This is a genomic window from Heyndrickxia sp. FSL W8-0423, from assembly GCF_038009395.1.
GTDB classification, from domain to species: Bacteria; Bacillota; Bacilli; order Bacillales; family Bacillaceae_C; genus Heyndrickxia; species Heyndrickxia sporothermodurans.
This window is the reverse complement of the sequence record NZ_JBBPBE010000001.1, coordinates 2,036,952-2,052,346: the sequence shown is the minus strand read 5'-3', so window position 1 is coordinate 2,052,346 and position 15,395 is coordinate 2,036,952. Positions and strand designations below refer to the sequence as shown.

The following is a 15,395-nucleotide window of genomic DNA, read 5'->3' as shown; positions in this document are numbered from 1 at the left end:
ATAAAAACACAAAACGTGTATTTTAATTGAAAAAACAACCATTACTTTGACTGATTCAACTAAGAAGAATCGAAGAAGATATGAAAAAAGATTGATTAAAAAATTCCTTTTTTCCAATGTATTTAAAAACCGTTATTTTGAAAAATAGATTGATCAAAATGACGGTTTTCGGTTTGATTATACAATTTTTTATAATTAATTTTAAACATATTTTATTAAACTAAGGCCCACGTTACTTTAAGTACATTTCTTTACAAATTCAAAGCTTATTCATTGATGATTCTAACACCATTAGGATCCACAATTGGTGAAGAAATCAGATTATTAATTATAGCTTGTTTAATTGTTACTACATCTCCAATTTCCGAATACACTCTATTTTTAGATGTACCAAATAAAGTTAAAAGGTCGCTTTCTAATCCTGCTTTTTTGGTTTCCAACTTTAATTCTTGTAAATTTATCTTACTATTTAGGGAATCTACTACGTCCGTATTGGTCTGAAGCTCTATTCTAAAATGATATGGTGTTGATATGAAGGTTCTGCGTTCTCTTTTATCAACTTTCCAACTGAGTTTAACGGCATTTTCACATATTTTCTCTCGTTCTTTATCAGATACTAAAAAGCCAATATGGTCGAACATAATTCTTTTACCATATCCAAAGGTAATATTTATAGTTCCTTTTCTTGCCTCAATAATACGAAATAGGATATTTTTCTCCCGAAAATCCTCCCATTTTAAGGGTAAGAGTCAAATAGAATACACCTATTAACATATATAGTACCTGTGAGATAATCTCTTCAAATCAAAGTTTGAGGAGGTTTTTTTATGTCCCAAAGAAATAATCCAGAATTGCGTAAGGAATGGGAGCGTAGGATCGCTCTTTTCAGAGCGAGTGGCCTCACCCAATCCAAATGGTGTGAAATCAATGAAATAAGTATTCATCAGTTAAAGTATTGGCTTTATAAAGCCGATAATTTCTATTCAACCCAAGATTCTAACAGCAAGTGGATTCCGGTTACATTAGAAGAATCTGAGCAACAGAATGAAACATTACATATAAATGTTGGTTCAGCATCCATCGTGGTTAAACCTGGCTTTAATCCAACACTACTGGCGGAAGTAGTTAAGGCATTGAAATCAGTATGCTAAAAGAAGTTACGGTTGATCGTGTCTACCTCGCACAAGGTGTCACAGATTTACGGAAATCTATCGATGGATTGGCTGCTCTTGTAAAAGAAGAATTCGAGTTAGATCTTTTTTCTTCGAGTTTATTTGTTTTTTGTAACCGGCAGCGAGACAAGTTGAAAATTCTTCAATGGGATCATAACGGTTTTTGGCTTTATTATCGCCGGCTGGAGAGAGGAAATTTTCATTGGCCATCAGATAATAATTCGGGTCCTCTGAAAATAAGTCCACGCCAATTAAGGTGGTTATTAGATGGATTATCATTGGAACAAAAACAGGCACACCCTGTTGTAACAGCAAGAACAGTAATTTAAATAATGAAAAATCAGGGAATTTACCTATTTTATCGTATAATATATTTATGAAAAAGACAGCGAATTCAACTACCCCAACCCCTACAATTGAAGAACTCCTGCAACGCTTGGAAATGCTGGAGAAACAAAATGCGGAATTAGAGGCGAAGCTAAAAAAGCAGAGCGCGTTAGAGGCCAAATTAAAATGGACTGAAGAACAGCTTCGCCTTCTGCAGAAAAATAGATTCGGCTTTTCCAGTGAAAAAACCAACCCCGATCAATTGGAACTTTTTAATGAAGTAGAAAATGAAGCTAATCCAGATTTGCCGGAACCTACTTTGGAATCTATTACTTATCAACGGCGCCGCAAAGTTCGCGGCCAACGTGAACTGATGTTAGAAAACTTGCCTGTGGAGACGATTGAATATCGTTTATCCCCTGAAGAGCAGGTTTGTTCGTGTTGCGGTGGAAATCTGCATGAAATGAGTACGCAAGTACGCCAGGAACTAAAATACATTCCTGCGGAATTGAAAGTTGTTAAACATGTTCAGTCCATTTACTCTTGCCGCCATTGTGAACGTGAAGAAATTGAAACTCCGGTTGTAACAGCACCAATGCCTAAACCGGTTCATTCAGGTAGTTTAGCATCTCCTTCTTTAATGGCACATATTATGAATCAAAAATATGTGGATGGGCTGCCATTATACCGGCAAGAAAAGCAATTTTCCAGATTGGGGGTACCGTTATCACGCCAAACCCTTGCCAATTGGATGATTCACGGGGCCAACCGGTGGTTGAGCCCACTTTATGATCGCATGCATCAACTTCTTTTGGAAAAGGATATTTTACATGCGGACGAATCGACCCTGCAGGTACTTCACGAACCCGGTCGGCCAGCCACCTCAAAATCATATCTCTGGCTCTACCGTACTGGAAAAGAAGGACCTTCAATCATCCTTTACGATTATCAGGAAACTAGGTCAGGCAAAAATGCCGAGAAATTCCTGTCAGGGTTTAAAGGATATTTACAGGTTGATGGATACGCCGGGTACCATAAGGTACCTAATGTAAAACTGGTCGGTTGCATGGCTCATGCTCGACGTAAATTTGATGAGGCTTTAAAAGTATTGCCTTCTTCAAAGCGTCTGACATCAGGAGTAGCAGCAATGGAAGGTCTCCAATACTGTAACCAACTATATCGCATTGAGCGCGACCTAAAGGAGTTATCCTCTATGGAACGATACGAAAAACGATTAGAACGCAGCAAGCCAGTCTTGGATGCTTTTTTGTCATGGCTAAAAATACAGAAGCAAAAAGTGTTACCAAAAAGCGCTTTAGGTCAGGCGATTACCTACTGTCTCAATCAATGGAAGAAATTAGTGGCATTCCTAGAGGATGGACGATTAGAAATTGATAATAATAGAAGCGAGCGCTCAATAAAGCCCTTTGTTATTGGGAGAAAAAACTTCCTTTTTTCAAATACACCGAAAGGTGCAAGGGCTAGCGCAATCATTTATAGCATTGTGGAAACAGCAAAGGAAAATGGCCTAAACCCATATTATTACCTTCGCTATTTATTTGAGAAGTTACCTAACATTGATCTGACAGATAAAAATGCCCTGGATAAAGTACTGCCTTGGTCAACAACACTTCCAATCGTTTGCATAGATTTTAAAAACTTACCTAAATAATAACTCGATCCCCATCTGGTTGACAGGTGGGGATTATTTTACGCTTACTTTTAAGGGAGGGTTAAACTCTTGAAATTCTCCCTGGTATCTACCTATACGTTGAGATATACGAAAACCATTATCTTCATAAAATTTTTCCGTTTCTTCAACATATGGAGTCCAAAAATGATAATGAAATAACATAAAATCCCCCTCTTTATGTAATTTACCATTCACAAAACCCAGTTATTAACAGTATAAATATTTAGTAATCTTTGTTCAACTAACCTGCTCATTAGTAAAAAGGTTGCTATTTATATTTGCACAGCCTCTTAGAAATACTTTTTGATGGTCCCATCAACATGAAAGTTTTGTGGATTTGTCGCAAGCTTTGAACGATCCAACTTTCTTTGAGTTAGCGTAATTTCACGGGATATTTCTTTTACTTTTCTCGGCTAAATTTACAATGAAACTTTTGTTAAAACTGAAACAGCGACGGTGGAGATACCAATATCTAAACCTACTTTTCCTTTACCAAGTTTTCTGTTTTTTGATGGTGGATAACCTCATCCCACCCCTAAAGGAGTGGGCTTTCTCGTTCGGGAAATTCTGTAAACCAAAATAACCTCACTTTCATTCTAACTACCGAAAGTTAAATGAAAGTGGGGTCATATTTAAGTTCTGTTTAATTTTTTTGGAACTTGGTCAGTAATTAACATTGCAAAAGAAATTTACATCATATTGGTTTTAGAAAATGCTGAATTTAAAGCGGCCGGATAATTTACTCAAAGGTAGCTTATATGCTGTATTTGTACCATAATCATCTAAATATTGGATATGTTACTTTAACTATTGCTCGTGGGATCATTTTTAACAACTTTTTTTGTACCTTTACTTATATATGGTTTTGCACTCTTTTTTTTGTTTGTACTAGCTTGCCAACGATTCCACCCCTTCTTGTCTGTTCCTCTCCCTGTACCGCCTTTTCCTTTAGCTTTACTCATAAAATCACTCCATTATTATTCTAAGTTGATTTACCTATCGAGTTCGTTTTTAGTCATTTTACTCGGTTATTAATCAAAGCACTTGCAATAAACTTTATCCTTTCACACTTACCATACTAATATGAACAAGAATTAACCAAAAGTCTATTTGATTTATTGAAATGGTTAGTGGAATAAAGTTTTTCTAGTCGATAGTTGCTGGAGTTAGACGTGGACTTAACGCCGTAGAAAGGTTATTTACATAATTAAACTTTGATGCTTACCAGATAAAAAATCTAGGATTGTCGAATTGAGTCGTTTTATGTATTATGGTACCAGTAGTTATTTTTCACGCTTTGGGGGAGAAACAATGGGAAAGCTATATTGCTTTGAATTGGATGAAGAGAAAGGCATTTTCTTTGTAAAAGTAGGCGGCTTTTTCAAAGAAGAAGATGCAAAAATATATTTAAGCGAGTTTCAAACCATCGTAAATACTATTAATCCTTCAAGGTATAAATTAATTATAGATGGACGCGGACAAGAAGAAGTGGCTAGCCAGGTGGTGGATGATATCACATTCGTTTTAAAATTATATTCGATGGCTAATTTTAAAAAGATAATAATTATTAATCCTTCCTCTTCTACTTCAAGAATGCAAGTTGAAAATTGTGTAAGGAACATTATCTTTCCTGGAATATTTGTGGATTCCATTGAAGAAGCTTACAGCTCTGCCGGGTAACGGACATAAGGTTTGTAATTTAATAGGCAACTTTGTTTTCATTAACAAGTATTTCGGGGTCATTAAGACTCCTTTTTCCTGTCATTAAATTTTTAGATTGTTATTTTCTCCTCTCAGTTGATAACCAATATGGTGACAACGATTATAGAGCCTTTCGATTTTGGCATTAACAGTAATTTTTTATTCTTACAACCAGTAGGATCGACACAAATGGCTCTCTATCTTACGCTGTATCATCGGAATAAATGATACGATTAATGACCATTCCAATGATAAATTATTTGCACAACACCAGAAGAGAATGTTTTTGTACGAACCATTTTTAAATTTAGCCTCTGTTTAATATCAACAAACAGCGGTTTACCCTCACCCAAAACAACAGGGTGTATGGATAATCTAAATACATCCACCAGTCCTAAATTTATAAAAGTTGTAATGAGACTTGCTCCGCCATACAGCCAGATGTCTTTACCAGACCTTTCTTTCAATTTATTTACTTCTTCAACAATGTTATCGTTGATAAATATTGCTTGATTATCAGTCATTTTTTGTGTTCTAGAAAACACATATTTCTCTTTACTATGAACCAATTTCCAAATTTCCTTTTCAGTATCGGAGTCATTATTTTTTGGAGTAAATTGGCCCCATAAATCGTAGCTTTTTCTACCATAGAAAATAGTATCTATTTGATCCAAGAAATCAGTGAACCCCATATCAGAGTCCATAATGCACCAATCGACTTCCCCATTTTTTCCTTCAATAAAACCATCTAAAGTAACAGCCAAATCTAAAATGACTCTTCTCTTATTAACGTAATTTGACATAACTCTTCCTCCCTTTATCTTTCTGATTTTGCTACTTTTGCCCAATGCATAAGGATTACACAACGATTTTAGATAATTCTATGCTACTATAAATATCTTTCTTCTCAAATACAAAAGTCGTTAGCAGTATCTTTTATGAATATAAAAAGAGCCTAATATGCAAGTAGTAGTGCATATTTTAGGCACTTTAATTTTATTCCTTATTGTGTTAATTAGCTATAATATAAGTACATTTTCACAAAAATACCTTCAAAAATATCAATCCGAGTCTAGAAGAGACAATGTATGTTCTAACGATTCTTCATTTTGTTGGATATTCACCTTTTTTTGGTTGCCTACAGGATTCCTTAAACCTAGGTAATACTGCTCCTAACTGTTGATAATTATTTCTTGCTTCAGTCAATGTTAAGCCGTGATTTAGATCACTTGCCACGTCATTACTTTGAATAAACAAGTCTATCTCCCAAAAACATACCGGGCAAATATAGGCAATAACATTTCCATTATTCGGAATTGTAATAAATCCACAGCAAGGGCATGATGAATCTCCAACTACATCAGATTCAATTTCAAGTTGGGCGTTAGTTGTTCCTTCATAGTTTACTATTGGCACATATTTATTATATGTCCTATTTTTTTTATTTTTGATATACATATCCCCCTTTTTTATCTAACTAATTCATTAAAAGCAATAATAAATCCTTCTTTTCTTTTTTTCTAACCCGCCCCTTTAGCTGAAGAAAAAAAGATGGAATCTCAGTGGAATCCCATTTTAAAATAAAGAACTCATTAGTTGAAAAATCAAAAATCTAATCCAGCATACATTCTTGCTGATGAAGAAGGAGAAAAACTTACTTTGTATTTAGCACCAAGTTCCTTCTTAACTTGGTCAGTAAGGAGGTGACCGAGTTTATTATGTTCATTTTCCAATTCAATACCATTTGAACGTAACGTATCTTTGCTCCAATCAATCCATTTACCGTACTGCATTGCCCACTTCATCAGTTCATCTTTTAAGTCCTCTGAAATAGGAACTTCTTCAATATCAAAGTTACAGCCACATTGATTACACCAAATAGGGTCCGTATCAACATCACCTTCTACCTTTAAATCGAATGTTTCTTTATTCTCACAAAAACAACGCATAAGACACGCTCCCTGTTGATACTAATGATTATTTTTTACATTTTTCTTCAATTATCCCGCCCCATTAGCTTAGTAACTTCTTGAACTAATCACTAAAATCTTTAAATAAAGTATCTATTTCTAGAACAACATAAAATCCCCATCGCTGATGAATTTTTCAATTTCTACTGTACCAACCTTTATAAATTCAACTTCCCAATGTTGACCTGGTACAACAATTTCAATCATAATAGCTTCAATTAGCTATAACTGTTAGTTGAATATTCAGAAAATAATCAAATTCTTTTATTTTTGACTACTTGAATCCCAATTCTGAAATTCTTCTACAACAATTTTAAATAGATTTGGGCTTGTAATAAAATCCTCAAAATTAATTACCCTACATATGGCAAGTTTTATTACTTAGATACATTGTTGTCGTTAAATAATTGGTGGTTATACCGAGTTTAATAACTTATGATAACTTTGAACTATTTCCATGTTACTTTAAAGCTACCTTTTACATCGTCACCTGTTACGACTATTCTGTATACACCAGCAACTTGAACCTTTAATTTCATCACTCCCTCACTAACTTCTGTAATTCCGACTAACTTATTTTTCTCGTTTAGAACATGAAATCCATGTCCGCCCCCGTTAGTGTTATTAAATTCATGATACAATGTAATGGTTTGACCTGCCTTGGCTTGAACGGGAATTTCGTGTTTTCCATTGAAATAGTCAAAGGTCGCATTATATGTATGATCACTTTTAACCTCGACCCACTGTTCCTTTTCAGTAAAATCAACATTCATTAAAATGATCAGTGTTAATGGTATAACGAATGAAAACACATATTTAAAAGACTTGAAACGAGAAGATAAATAAGTACCAAAGTAAAAAATCAAAGAACATAACGCTCCGACCGTACCAGCAAACAACGTGTAAACATTTATTGCACTAATAATGAAAAAAGCATAACCCGCAACAATATATAATATAATTTTTATTATATAACCTGTTTTCGGAATCCTAAATACGTACAAATCAATAAATAAAGAACATAAAATACCATATCCGAAAACTATTCCCCAAAGAAACCAATTAGCAATTCCTTCAACAAATTCATACATATCTATTCCTGATACAAGTAACACATAATTAGAAATCACAAACATCAAAAAACCTGCACCTGCAAATTTTGTTAACAAATAAGGAATACCTTCTATTAGTCTTTTTCTAAGAACAACCACAAAAAATCCTCCTCAATAAATCAAGGGAAACTACACAATGTAGCTTAAACATGTTTGTTTAAGTACTTTGCTTCAAGGTTCACAATCTTACTTGCTTATTTAAATTTGTAAATATTAATGTAGAAATGGAACAAAAGGAACCTCCAAGTTTATTGGAAGTTTCCTTCTTTTGATTACCCTAGTTTATTAATATGTCTTTATTTCGGAATTATAGGAACCCAAAGTTCGTTTCTAGGTTTATGCTTTGGTGGATAATAACATTCGATACAAGGTATATCTGCAAGTTCATATCCAGAAGTTGGAACCCACTCTGTGTACAATCGCTTCCAAGCATTCACTATACCCGGAAAAACAACCCAGGTACTATGGGTAATAGAGAGCGTTTCCATATCACTTGGGACATCTCCATCATATCGGACACCCATAAAGTATGTAAATTCTTCATCCATTATGGCTGCCTCTTTTCCACAAACGCCTAAAAGACTTTCAAGTGTGCATTTTGGTTCTTCCCATGACATATCAATCAATTGTTGCATAAATCCATCCTTTTTTGCACTACTCCAAAGCGTGGGAATTGTTTTAAAGGCTCTACTTGTTTTGACTACCTTACCTTTTCCAATAACTTTTAAATCAAAATCGAGATTCTCAATCCGATACTCCATTTCAGTATCCCCTTTTATTGAAATTTGGAAGGAAATCCTTGGAAAGGCTTTTAATTGTATCCCTTGATTACGAGCTTCTGAAGGTTTAATTCCATGTGTTTTCTGAAAAGCACGGGAAAAAGAGTCAGCAGACTCGTAGCCATATTTAATGGCTACGTCTATAATTCGGATGTCACTTTTTTGAATATCAAATGCAGCAAGTGTTAAGCGTCTCCGTCTGATATATTCAGATAGAGATATTCCCGAGATAGATGAAAACATTCTTGGAAAGTGATATTCGGAACTATATGCTACCTGTGCAATTTTTTTGTAATCTATACCGTACTCTAGATTGTTTTCAATGTAATCCAATGCACTATTCATTCTATCTATCCAATCCATTTTTCCTCTCCTTCCACTTATCTAATCTATAGAAAATGGTATTTATCGGTCCGACATTTCACGCACAAATATGTCGGATTGCTTTCCACTGACTTAATTCTATTACCTTCGGAAATTTCCTTATTATGCTAACCTGCCCTTTAGTCGACTTTAACTCTTGCCCCCGTTGAATAACTATCGCTTGATCGAGTACATCAACTAATTTAGAGGAATTTTTGATTTTTGGAGGTGAATAGATGTACTTCTTCATTTAAAGATCCCTTCATTAATTTCTTTGTTAGTATTTTTAATTTAAGGTACGAAATTTTTAATAGAATAGTTTCATAAAAATTCAATTTGATTGATATCGTACTCCGCAATCTGGCATGATCATTAAAAAAACTAATGACGATTGTTCAACTACTGCTATTATTTGGAATGAATATGTTAATCACACAAAAAGAACCCAATTAGGTTCTATTAAATTGTTTAATTGCTCAATTTGCAAAATTTCCGATAGGCCGTTGTCATTCGTGTATTTAAATCCCTCAATTTTTCCTTCTTCCGTTTTAGAAAAAAGGACAATCCCTTCTACACTTGTAGTTTTTTCTTTATCTCCATCTTTCTGACAAGCTACCTTTGCTATAAAAGTATAAAGATAGGGATTTTTCTCGCTTTGTTTAATCGCGATATTTTTAAGACTTAACTTATAGCCATTATTGTAAGCAAAAGTTGGGTATTGAGTACCAAATGCAGCTATGAAGGAATCGAGCCCAGAATCTATAAAGTAAGATCCGTATACCTTTTCGTAATACTTATCCAACCCTTGGTTATCTTCTTTTTTATTGAGCGCTATAAACTCCTCACTAGGACCAGTGAACTGATGCTCATTAGCTTAACAACTTCAACGAGAAAAAATAGTATTTAAAAACCCCTTCGACTGAAGGGGTTTAAACTTATTTTCGATAAGATATAGAAACAGATTTTCATTAAAATTTATACTCCAATTTTTAAATTTATCCTGTCTAACATTTCCAACAGCTTTTTGTAATTAGATAATGTTTCTTTATCTTCTACCTTATATCCGGATTTATAAAATAATATATCTCCTGTCCCATCGTTCATTTGATTTCTTGCTTCGAGAATGCGTTTTAGGTTTTTTGCAGTACCAACGCTTCCAGAAATTATATCAACCTCTTTAGGATATATTCCCCTTATGATTTTTTCAAAGTATGGGAAATGGGTGCATCCAAGAACGACTGTCCCGTACTGCTTTAAATCAAACGTAGATAGATTTTCCATTAAATATGGTACGACTTTCTCATCTCTAAATTCGAAATCCTCAGCAAATTGGACAAGACCAGGAAGAGGCAGACTATTAACAATATCGTGATGGTCTATGCTTTTCACAAGGTTATGGAACTTTTCTTCCCTAAGAGTCAAATTAGTAGCAAATACTAATACCTTTTTTCTTTTTTTCTCACAGCTTTGAACGGCGGGTTTCACAGCGGGTTCAATACCCAATATAGGGAAGTCATACTTTTGGCGAAGGTCATCCACTGCGATGCTTGTTGCAGTATTACAAGCAATGACTAATGCTTTGATTCCTTGATTAGCCATAAAGTCAACTGCATCAAAAATATATTTCCTTACCTCTTCTTTCGTTTTTTCACCATATGGAACGTGTAAGGTATCTGCATAAAATATATAATCATCATTCGGTAAAAGTTGCAATGCCTGATGAAGAACAGTCATCCCACCAATTCCCGAATCAAAAAAACCAATTCTCACTACTTTCACTCTTTTCCTTATAAATCCTATTAAACACTTTATAAGAATATCATTTTTTATATGTTTTGTTTACTAGTTCTTATTGAACTGCCTCGTTAATTAAACAAGAAAAAGGAGCCACAACTCCCTATTTCACTTGAGCTGCTCTTTCCAATGAGCTCTAAGAATTTTATAGAGGTTATCGCTCCTTTATGGAACATCATTTAGTAAATCGTTTGTCTCGCTTACATTGACAAATCAAATGAGAAAAACTTAGGCAGTTCATTTTCGCGCTTATCGAGCATAATCTGTTCTGGCTGAATGCCCTGCTCACGCAGTACTTCAATGTTCTGTACTAGGAAGTCGTCGCTGCCAACAACATAGAAGAGTCCATCCTTGTCGGCAGCAAGATTTTTCACTGCTTCATAGTAGTCTTTACGATTATCGACGAACTGTGCAGTGAATTTCTTATCAGTTGCGGATTTAAAAATATTAGTGAATAAAAAATCGTTTGATGAATCGATGTTCAGGGAGTGAATTCGATTGACGTTGTCAGCACGTTCGAAATATTCAAGTACAAGCGGTCTGAAAGTTGCTAGGCCGACACCTGATGACAGCAGGTAAACATTTTTGTCTTCTCTTTTTAGCGGTACATTCGAATGAGTTTTAAATATTGCCACTTCATCTCCGACTTTAAGATTTTTTAAAATCGTTTTAAACTCAGAGCACTGCTCTCTAATGCGTGTTGTGATGCCGATTGCATTTTCATGCGGTAATGTAGAGATTGACATATGGCGAATCCTGCTGCGGTTCGGTTTATCTCCAGCATTGAAACCTTCCAGTGCGAAGTGGGTGTGGGATCCTTCTTCCCATGTAAAGCCTTCCGGACAATCGAGCAAGTACGTTTTAACCTCAGGCGTTTCCTCAATAATCTTATTTATTTTAGTCCAGTATATTTGCATTGTATATTCTCCTTAATCAATTATCTATATCGTTACTATCTAATATACAGTAAGTGATAACAATTCTCAATTAAAAAAGATTGATTATTTCAGATAATTTATAAAGTGTTATTCTAGATAATGGACCGTTGGTTGAATAACCGAACGAACATTAATCAAACTTATTTTTTAATTATCGAACTAAACCTCCTACACAAGCTGTATCGTTAAACAAACCTACAAGTAAATCGAGTTTGATAAATAAGCGGAGAAACTTCTGTTAATTAAGAAATAGCACCGAAAATTCCTTAAATAGCCGGAAAAATTCCGACTATTAACTCGAAAAACATGAAAATGAGTAATTTTGCTTTGCTTAACCGGAAATCCTCCGCTTAAATCCCCCGAATCGAGCTCTATTTTGCTGTTTAACCGGAAATATCCGCTTATTTTGATTATCTTTCGTTAGGTGCGCAATATATCCCCCTCATTTCTCCAAAATTCATCCAGCAAATTGAAAGGGTATGATATGATTATTTGTAACAAGTGAGATAAAATTTACATATTTGGGGTCTAAATGAATGTGTAAAAAAAAGAAGAGAAAATCAAAAAGTGGAGAAAAAGAGGATTTCGGAAGTGTAGTGTTTTATTGCAAAAAATGTGATTATGCATTTGAAGTCGATTGGGAGACAATTTGGGACATACAGGAGTGCGCGCACGGGTACGTGGGATTTCATTTAAATGATACATTTATCAGCTGTGATAAATGTGGAGAAATAATCGATAATGAAGAGAAAACGGAATCAGCAGTAAAGAGTCCGAAGAAGCCCATTGACATTGATGATTACGATCTTCCTTTTTAAGAAATCGAGCAAAATAGTGCCTACTTCTCCTACTTTGAATATAAACAATAAAAGGGACGGGATAGGATCCCGTCCCACTTGTCTTATTTGTTTGCAAGTTTTTTTATATTTTCATATCGTTGTATTACTAACTTTTGAATCATTTGTTTCCTTACAGGCCACAGATAGTCTGAATACTTTTCAATTATCTCAAAAAATTCATCTTCCGTTATATCTAAATTAATATTATTATAAACATCCTTATCAACCAGCCCAATTTCTATGGAATGTTCATTGGCAAAGGCTTTTGATGTAGTCTCGGCATACACGATTGTTTCTTCAAATAAGTCTTCGTTTTCCATTAAGTCGAGTAAATCCTCATCTTCTTCCCAATCTGACAATAAGGATGACCCATTATCATACAACGGGGATAGTGAAATAGTGATCTGCCTGGTCCTGGTAGGTTAAGTGTAATTATTTCACAACCTCTTTTTTGTGAAAATTTTATTATATGTATGATTATTGTTTTGTTTATACAGTCAACTCAATAAGATTTCCTTCCGGATCCTCAATAACACTTTCATAATATCCATCTCCAGTGACTCGCGGACCATTAATAAGTCGATACCCATCATTCTTTAATCTGTCTGTCATATGATTAACGGACTCCCTGCTTCCTAAAGAAATGGCAATATGAGCCCAGCCTATCATATCATCCTGTTTTTTCTTATCAATACCCAATTTACGCATAATCTCTAATCGTGTTCCAGAATTAAATGTGAGAAAATATGATTCGAATTTCTTTTCTGCATTATGATACTTATTGTTCGACTTACAATTAAAATACGTTTCATAAAACGTTCTCATGGCTTCCAAATCATTGACCCAAATAGCTACATGTTCAATTTTCATTTCTGTTTCACCCCATTAAGTACTAAAAAATCAAGACTAGCTTCTTTATTAGTAGTATATCACTTTCGAATTTACCTCTAGATTACTACAACTCTTATTCCTTTTGAAAATTCCTTATTCCCGGAAAATACTTTGATAAGTGGTTGATAGTATCTATAAAATTCTATATTATCAGCAGCTAGCTCAAAAGCCTTATTTCATTAAATGGCCCGATTGTTCAACTAACCCCGAAAGTACAATAAAAAGAAACTGCCATTCGTCGGGGTTCTGAAGGACAGTTTTCCGGCAGAGAGTGTGAGAAAAGTCCTGCAAACTCTCCCATTGTTTTTAAAAGAATTTATGCCTTTATATATCCAAAACGTTATTTTTATTCTTAGATCTATTAAAGCCACTGAAATATATTGCTACTATACTAATAAAAATTATTAATACCCCCGCTATAATTAAGGATGCATCTAATAATAAAATAAACCCTAGTCCTGCTACAGAAGTAATAGTGGAAAGTATTGTCCATGTTGAAAATGTTTCCTTCATGCTTAATCCAAAATATTCTTTAATCATCCAAAATCCTGCATCATTAACATGTGAGCAAATTGAACTACCTGCCCCAGTTGCAAGAGTTACTAAAGCTAAATTAACATCGTATTGGGCCAGCATCGGAATAATTAATCCTGCAGTGGATATAGCTGCAACTGTGGCTGATCCTAAAGATATACGTAATATTGCAGCAACTAACCAAGCAAGTATGATAGGTGACATTGAAGTTCCTGTAAATAATTTTGATACATAATCCCCTACACCACCATCAATTAGAACTTGCTTGAAAGCACCCCCACCTCCAATAATTAATAGCATCATACCAATTGCTGTAATTGATGATGTACAAGAGTTCATTACTTCTTTTATTGGAATATTTCTTTGTATTCCCATTGTAAAGAATGCAAGAACTAAAGATATTAACATTGCGGTAGAAGGGTTTCCTATTAGACGAACAATTTCAATTAATGTATTATCTTTAAATCCTACTGATTTTTGAATCATATCAATAATTGTAGATATAGACATTAATAAAACGGGAAACATTGCAGTTAATACACTTATACCGAAACCTGGCGTTTCTTTAAGTTGCAATGTTTTTTGCTCACCTAAAGAAGCTATATTACCCGTTTTATTAAATGCAACTGGTACAATTTTTTTAGCAATCTTAGTATATAAAGGGCCAGCTATAATGACGGTTGGTATTGCAACAATAATACCGTAAAGTAAAACTAATCCAATATCTGCACCATATTCACCAGCTATGACTGTTGGCCCTGGGTGTGGGGGGAGGAAACTATGAGTAGCTAATAAGGCTGCAGCCATAGGAATACCTAGGTGCAAAATAGATGCTCTTAATTCTTTCGCGATTGAAAATACAATTGGAATTAATAAAACTAATCCTACTTCAAAAAATAGTGCTATACCAACAATAAACGAAGCAACTACAACAGCCCACTGGATTCTTTTTTTTCCGAATTTGTTAATTAGGGTCATTGCAATACGCTGTGCTCCCCCTGCATCAGCAATTAATCTACCAAGCATTGCACCAAGTCCAAATATTAAAGCTATATGACCAAGTGTACCTCCTAATCCACCTTCAATTGATGTAACGATCTTTCCTAGAGGCATTCCTAGTGCTAAAGATACAATAAAAGATACAATAATTAATGAAACAAATGTATTTACTTTGAAACCAGTAATCAAAATTAACAACAGGATAATCCCAATCGCTACTATAAGTAATGGCATAATAAACCTCCTAAAAATAATTAAAATATTTTCACTTGTTCAACTTACT

The 15,395-nt window shown here is 34.4% G+C and carries 19 protein-coding genes; 5 read left to right on the top strand and 14 right to left on the bottom strand.

Annotated features, from left to right (window positions below; genetic code table 11):
- Window positions 1–266 precede the first annotated feature (266 nt).
- Complete coding sequence (locus tag MKY81_RS10370) at window positions 267–641, bottom strand: hypothetical protein (RefSeq protein WP_341117707.1); 375 nt, start codon at window positions 639–641, stop codon at window positions 267–269.
- A gap of 186 nt (window positions 642–827) precedes the next feature.
- Here MKY81_RS10370 and tnpA point away from each other — a divergent pair, with 186 nt between their 5' ends.
- From tnpA to tnpC, 3 genes are read left to right on the top strand one after another with little or no spacing between them, the layout of a single operon-like run.
- A complete protein-coding gene (gene tnpA, locus MKY81_RS10365; protein WP_107920685.1) occupies window positions 828–1,151 on the top strand; it encodes an IS66 family insertion sequence element accessory protein TnpA in 324 nt (107 codons plus the stop codon).
- Window positions 1,145–1,501, top strand: coding sequence for an IS66 family insertion sequence element accessory protein TnpB (tnpB, locus tag MKY81_RS10360; protein WP_107920684.1), 357 nt, complete (start codon window positions 1,145–1,147; stop codon window positions 1,499–1,501). The genes tnpA and tnpB overlap by 7 nt, the downstream gene beginning before the upstream one ends.
- Window positions 1,502–1,548: 47 nt before the next feature.
- A complete protein-coding gene (gene tnpC, locus MKY81_RS10355) occupies window positions 1,549–3,171 on the top strand; it encodes an IS66 family transposase (RefSeq protein ID WP_373454639.1) in 1,623 nt (540 codons plus the stop codon).
- An 824-nt stretch (window positions 3,172–3,995) separates the two neighbouring features.
- Here the strand turns inward: tnpC and MKY81_RS10350 are convergent.
- Window positions 3,996–4,154 (bottom strand): DUF3934 domain-containing protein, encoded by a 159-nt coding sequence (locus MKY81_RS10350; RefSeq protein ID WP_084347720.1) that lies wholly within the window; start codon window positions 4,152–4,154, stop codon window positions 3,996–3,998.
- 349 nt (window positions 4,155–4,503) lie between these two features.
- On the opposite strand from MKY81_RS10350, the gene MKY81_RS10345 reads away from it, so the two are divergent.
- Window positions 4,504–4,872, top strand: coding sequence for a hypothetical protein (locus tag MKY81_RS10345; RefSeq protein WP_066232735.1), 369 nt, complete (start codon window positions 4,504–4,506; stop codon window positions 4,870–4,872).
- A 254-nt stretch (window positions 4,873–5,126) separates the two neighbouring features.
- Here the strand turns inward: MKY81_RS10345 and MKY81_RS10340 are convergent, their stop codons facing one another.
- The 9 genes from MKY81_RS10340 to MKY81_RS10300 form a co-directional block, all read right to left on the bottom strand.
- The gene (locus tag MKY81_RS10340) at window positions 5,127–5,696 is read right to left on the bottom strand and encodes a dihydrofolate reductase family protein (protein ID WP_066232738.1); all 570 of its coding nucleotides are present in this window, start codon (window positions 5,694–5,696) and stop codon (window positions 5,127–5,129) included.
- Window positions 5,697–5,997: 301 nt separating this feature from the next.
- Complete coding sequence (locus MKY81_RS10335; protein WP_170112448.1) at window positions 5,998–6,309, bottom strand: CPCC family cysteine-rich protein; 312 nt, start codon at window positions 6,307–6,309, stop codon at window positions 5,998–6,000.
- Between the two features lie 188 nt (window positions 6,310–6,497).
- Window positions 6,498–6,842, bottom strand: a complete 345-nt coding sequence (locus tag MKY81_RS10330) for a hypothetical protein (RefSeq protein WP_066232741.1) — start codon at window positions 6,840–6,842, stop codon at window positions 6,498–6,500.
- Between the two features lie 470 nt (window positions 6,843–7,312).
- Window positions 7,313–8,074, bottom strand: a complete 762-nt coding sequence (locus MKY81_RS10325) for a hypothetical protein (RefSeq protein ID WP_341117705.1) — start codon at window positions 8,072–8,074, stop codon at window positions 7,313–7,315.
- Between the two features lie 197 nt (window positions 8,075–8,271).
- Entirely contained in the window at window positions 8,272–9,117 is an 846-nt protein-coding gene (locus MKY81_RS10320; protein WP_066232749.1) for an AraC family transcriptional regulator, read from the bottom strand.
- Window positions 9,118–9,175: 58 nt separating this feature from the next.
- Window positions 9,176–9,367: a hypothetical protein gene (locus tag MKY81_RS10315; RefSeq protein WP_066232752.1), complete on the bottom strand. Its 192-nt coding sequence runs from the start codon at window positions 9,365–9,367 to the stop codon at window positions 9,176–9,178.
- Window positions 9,368–9,547: 180 nt separating this feature from the next.
- Window positions 9,548–9,919, bottom strand: coding sequence for a hypothetical protein (locus tag MKY81_RS10310; protein WP_066232755.1), 372 nt, complete (start codon window positions 9,917–9,919; stop codon window positions 9,548–9,550).
- A 173-nt stretch (window positions 9,920–10,092) separates the two neighbouring features.
- Window positions 10,093–10,887 (bottom strand): glutamate racemase, encoded by a 795-nt coding sequence (gene murI / locus MKY81_RS10305; RefSeq protein ID WP_341117704.1) that lies wholly within the window; start codon window positions 10,885–10,887, stop codon window positions 10,093–10,095.
- Between the two features lie 224 nt (window positions 10,888–11,111).
- The gene (locus tag MKY81_RS10300) at window positions 11,112–11,828 is read right to left on the bottom strand and encodes a dihydropteridine reductase (protein ID WP_066232761.1); all 717 of its coding nucleotides are present in this window, start codon (window positions 11,826–11,828) and stop codon (window positions 11,112–11,114) included.
- A gap of 557 nt (window positions 11,829–12,385) precedes the next feature.
- On the opposite strand from MKY81_RS10300, the gene MKY81_RS10295 reads away from it, so the two are divergent.
- Complete coding sequence (locus MKY81_RS10295; protein ID WP_108070810.1) at window positions 12,386–12,667, top strand: hypothetical protein; 282 nt, start codon at window positions 12,386–12,388, stop codon at window positions 12,665–12,667.
- 83 nt (window positions 12,668–12,750) lie between these two features.
- Here MKY81_RS10295 and MKY81_RS10290 read toward each other — a convergent pair whose 3' ends face one another.
- From MKY81_RS10290 to MKY81_RS10280, 3 genes are all read right to left on the bottom strand, one after another.
- On the bottom strand, window positions 12,751–13,047 hold the full coding sequence (locus tag MKY81_RS10290) for a hypothetical protein (protein WP_108070812.1): 297 nt from the start codon (window positions 13,045–13,047) through the stop codon (window positions 12,751–12,753).
- Between the two features lie 130 nt (window positions 13,048–13,177).
- Window positions 13,178–13,558, bottom strand: coding sequence for a VOC family protein (locus MKY81_RS10285; RefSeq protein ID WP_107958736.1), 381 nt, complete (start codon window positions 13,556–13,558; stop codon window positions 13,178–13,180).
- 345 nt (window positions 13,559–13,903) lie between these two features.
- Window positions 13,904–15,364, bottom strand: coding sequence for a GntP family permease (locus MKY81_RS10280; protein ID WP_325949261.1), 1,461 nt, complete (start codon window positions 15,362–15,364; stop codon window positions 13,904–13,906).
- Between the last annotated feature and the right edge of the window lie 31 nt (window positions 15,365–15,395).

Excerpts from the sequence above, each read along its gene's own strand:
- MKY81_RS10370 (WP_341117707.1), bottom strand. The coding sequence starts at position 641 with ATGTTCGACCATATTGGCTTTTTAGTATCTGATAAAGAACGAGAGAAA.
- tnpA (WP_107920685.1), top strand. The coding sequence starts at position 828 with ATGTCCCAAAGAAATAATCCAGAATTGCGTAAGGAATGGGAGCGTAGG.
- tnpB (WP_107920684.1), top strand. The coding sequence starts at position 1,145 with ATGCTAAAAGAAGTTACGGTTGATCGTGTCTACCTCGCACAAGGTGTC.
- tnpC (WP_373454639.1), top strand. The coding sequence starts at position 1,549 with ATGAAAAAGACAGCGAATTCAACTACCCCAACCCCTACAATTGAAGAA.
- MKY81_RS10350 (WP_084347720.1), bottom strand. The coding sequence starts at position 4,154 with ATGAGTAAAGCTAAAGGAAAAGGCGGTACAGGGAGAGGAACAGACAAG.
- MKY81_RS10345 (WP_066232735.1), top strand. The coding sequence starts at position 4,504 with ATGGGAAAGCTATATTGCTTTGAATTGGATGAAGAGAAAGGCATTTTC.
- MKY81_RS10340 (WP_066232738.1), bottom strand. The coding sequence starts at position 5,696 with ATGTCAAATTACGTTAATAAGAGAAGAGTCATTTTAGATTTGGCTGTT.
- MKY81_RS10330 (WP_066232741.1), bottom strand. The coding sequence starts at position 6,842 with ATGCGTTGTTTTTGTGAGAATAAAGAAACATTCGATTTAAAGGTAGAA.
- MKY81_RS10320 (WP_066232749.1), bottom strand. The coding sequence starts at position 9,117 with ATGGATTGGATAGATAGAATGAATAGTGCATTGGATTACATTGAAAAC.
- MKY81_RS10315 (WP_066232752.1), bottom strand. The coding sequence starts at position 9,367 with ATGAAGAAGTACATCTATTCACCTCCAAAAATCAAAAATTCCTCTAAA.
- MKY81_RS10300 (WP_066232761.1), bottom strand. The coding sequence starts at position 11,828 with ATGCAAATATACTGGACTAAAATAAATAAGATTATTGAGGAAACGCCT.
- MKY81_RS10295 (WP_108070810.1), top strand. The coding sequence starts at position 12,386 with ATGTGTAAAAAAAAGAAGAGAAAATCAAAAAGTGGAGAAAAAGAGGAT.
- MKY81_RS10285 (WP_107958736.1), bottom strand. The coding sequence starts at position 13,558 with ATGAAAATTGAACATGTAGCTATTTGGGTCAATGATTTGGAAGCCATG.